The sequence below is a fragment of the Methanobrevibacter sp. genome (genome assembly GCF_045220775.1).
Classification (GTDB): Archaea; Methanobacteriota; Methanobacteria; order Methanobacteriales; family Methanobacteriaceae; genus Methanocatella.
In genome coordinates this window covers 1-2,143 of record NZ_JBGUWC010000117.1, presented here as the reverse complement: position 1 = coordinate 2,143, position 2,143 = coordinate 1, and the positions used below count along the sequence as shown (strand labels likewise).

The 2,143-nt window shown below is 32.4% G+C and carries 5 protein-coding genes; all 5 read left to right on the top strand.

Features of this window, described 5'->3' with window-relative positions; genetic code table 11:
- Positions 1–206 precede the first annotated feature (206 nt).
- The 5 genes from ACJROP_RS07915 (at position 207) to ACJROP_RS07895 (ending at position 2,029) form a co-directional block, all read left to right on the top strand.
- On the top strand, positions 207–503 hold the full coding sequence (locus ACJROP_RS07915) for a hypothetical protein (protein ID WP_406534929.1): 297 nt from the start codon (positions 207–209) through the stop codon (positions 501–503).
- A gap of 47 nt (positions 504–550) precedes the next feature.
- A complete protein-coding gene (locus tag ACJROP_RS07910; RefSeq protein ID WP_406534928.1) occupies positions 551–1,027 on the top strand; it encodes a hypothetical protein in 477 nt (158 codons plus the stop codon).
- Positions 1,028–1,058: 31 nt separating this feature from the next.
- Positions 1,059–1,421 carry a hypothetical protein gene (locus tag ACJROP_RS07905; RefSeq protein WP_406534927.1) on the top strand — a complete coding sequence of 121 codons (363 nt, stop codon included), beginning with the start codon at positions 1,059–1,061 and terminating at the stop codon, positions 1,419–1,421.
- 85 nt (positions 1,422–1,506) lie between these two features.
- Positions 1,507–1,665, top strand: a complete 159-nt coding sequence (locus ACJROP_RS07900; protein ID WP_406534926.1) for a hypothetical protein — start codon at positions 1,507–1,509, stop codon at positions 1,663–1,665.
- Positions 1,666–1,705: 40 nt separating this feature from the next.
- A complete protein-coding gene (locus ACJROP_RS07895) occupies positions 1,706–2,029 on the top strand; it encodes a hypothetical protein (RefSeq protein ID WP_406534925.1) in 324 nt (107 codons plus the stop codon).
- The last annotated feature ends 114 nt before the right edge of the window (positions 2,030–2,143 follow it).

Here is a 2,143-nt window from a genome sequence, read left to right as displayed (position 1 = left end):
GTTGAAGTTTGGTGTTATGACTGGTTATTGGGTTTAGAGATTAAGGTTGAGTTTGATTTTGAGAGGATTAGTATTAGTTACTAATTCTTTTTTATATATTTTTTTTAAATTTGTAACCGATAAGTTTATATACTACTTCTTACAGAATTATATTCAAGAATACAAAAGTATTCAAAAACCCAAAGAAAAACTATGAGATGATAAATATGAACTTCGAAAAAGAATTTGAATGGGAAAAATTTAAAGTAATGGAAGACACATTCGACGCACTAGCACACGTAGCAGGACACGCACCAATCGGAACCTACGACGGAAGATCCACACTCAAAGCATTCAACCAATTCAGGAATCTTAAACAAGACTACGGAAACATAAAAAGTTTCGCAGAACACTTATACAACATCAGCCGCTACTTCAAAGTACGTGAAAACAGTGAATTAATAGGCGAAGCAAGCAGGAAATTAAGCAACTTCGCAGACGCTTACGAAATGTTCTTAATCTAAAAAGAACATTTCTTTTATTTTATATTTAGATTATGGAGGAATCACATATGGAACAAAAAGAAACCAAAACTATCGAAACCAAAACAATTGAAACCAGCTATGACGACTTACAATTAGAAACCTTAAAACTTGAAAAATTACCTGAACTCTGCAAAAACTACAAACCAGCAGACGAAAAAGGACTAATCGAAATAGAAGTAGCCAACCTCAAACAATTACTAAACAAAAAACAAGACTTACTCGATGATTTAAGAAAAGCAGTGGAAACCGAAACCAGATTAACACTAGAATACAATCACAAATTCAACGATGCCACATTACACTGTAATTTTGCAGAAGTACTGGATAAATCCAGACCAACCAAAGACGATAAAGAAGCACACATCATCGAAACAAACAAAGAATTATACGATGCAATGAAAATAGCTGAAGAAAACACAATAATGATTAAAAAATACTTGGACATGATAGACAACAGGATATCATTAGAAAAAACAATTATCAGATTAAGAGAAAATATCTAAAAAAAAAGATTTTTTGTGAGGTACATTTCATATGAAGAGGATCCACAAAGGAAAATACTATTATGAATTTCAACGTGTAATGGAGAATATGCTGCGGGGTACACCTAAATGTTTCATCTGTGGCAGTACCAAGAATGTGGGTCCTCATCATCTCAGAAAAGTGAAACGGAATAATCCTGCATATGCGGATAGGGATAATATTGTATTGTTATGCAGGCACCATCACTCGAAATACCATAATAAGTTTGGTAATAAGGAGATTAATCCTAGGACTTTTGCAGTGTTTTTAAGGGATGAGTTGAATCATGAGTTGCATAAGATGGATATTCAGGTTAGGACTGAGAGGAATAAGGTTAAAAGGTTGGAGAGGGAATTGGAGTCTTTGAGGGATTGACAATGTTTATATACTAGTTTATCCTAATAGACACATAAGAATACAAAAGTATTCAAAACCCAAAGAAAAAAGGAGATGAAAAAACATGCAAATAACATACGACCCTGAAACTCAAGTATTAACCTGGAGAGTATATAATAGTGATGGAACACCAATGTTCATTACAAAATATGAAAACAAAACTTTAACTGAAGCAAAAGACTTCGCAATGAAACACAACTGCGGGATACTAGATATAATCTAAAAAAAATCCCATTTATATTTTTTAAAGGAGGTTCACATTCATGATTGAAATAGAATTAAAATCATTCGAAGAATTCGAAAGGTTAAACTTACCAGGTGTAGGCACCATATTTGCACAACTAGAAAAAAGATATCCAAAAATAGTAGAGGACACTATTACCGAAATTAAAGAACGTTGTGATATGGAAAATATTGGATACAACAGTATTTTTGACATAGTATCTTGGGCGGAATTAGTTGAGTATGTTGATGAGAATATTCCTGAAGAGATCCTGATTAATTATTATGTCCGAGATAGTTGTGGAACCGATAGGGGCACTCAGTATTTCTTGGTTGCTAATGGGTATCAGTTTGTTGATGCCTAATTTTTTCTTTTTTCTATTTTTTTAGGGTTGAAAATACCAAAAGGTTTATATACTAGTAAAACATATATTAATATAGGTGAATACAAAAGTATTCATAAAAACCCAAAGAAAAAA

Bases quoted from the DNA above. Each gene is read 5' to 3' on its own strand.
- ACJROP_RS07915 (WP_406534929.1), top strand. From the start codon at position 207: ATGAACTTCGAAAAAGAATTTGAATGGGAAAAATTTAAAGTAATGGAA.
- ACJROP_RS07910 (WP_406534928.1), top strand. From the start codon at position 551: ATGGAACAAAAAGAAACCAAAACTATCGAAACCAAAACAATTGAAACC.
- ACJROP_RS07905 (WP_406534927.1), top strand. From the start codon at position 1,059: ATGAAGAGGATCCACAAAGGAAAATACTATTATGAATTTCAACGTGTA.
- ACJROP_RS07900 (WP_406534926.1), top strand. From the start codon at position 1,507: ATGCAAATAACATACGACCCTGAAACTCAAGTATTAACCTGGAGAGTA.
- ACJROP_RS07895 (WP_406534925.1), top strand. From the start codon at position 1,706: ATGATTGAAATAGAATTAAAATCATTCGAAGAATTCGAAAGGTTAAAC.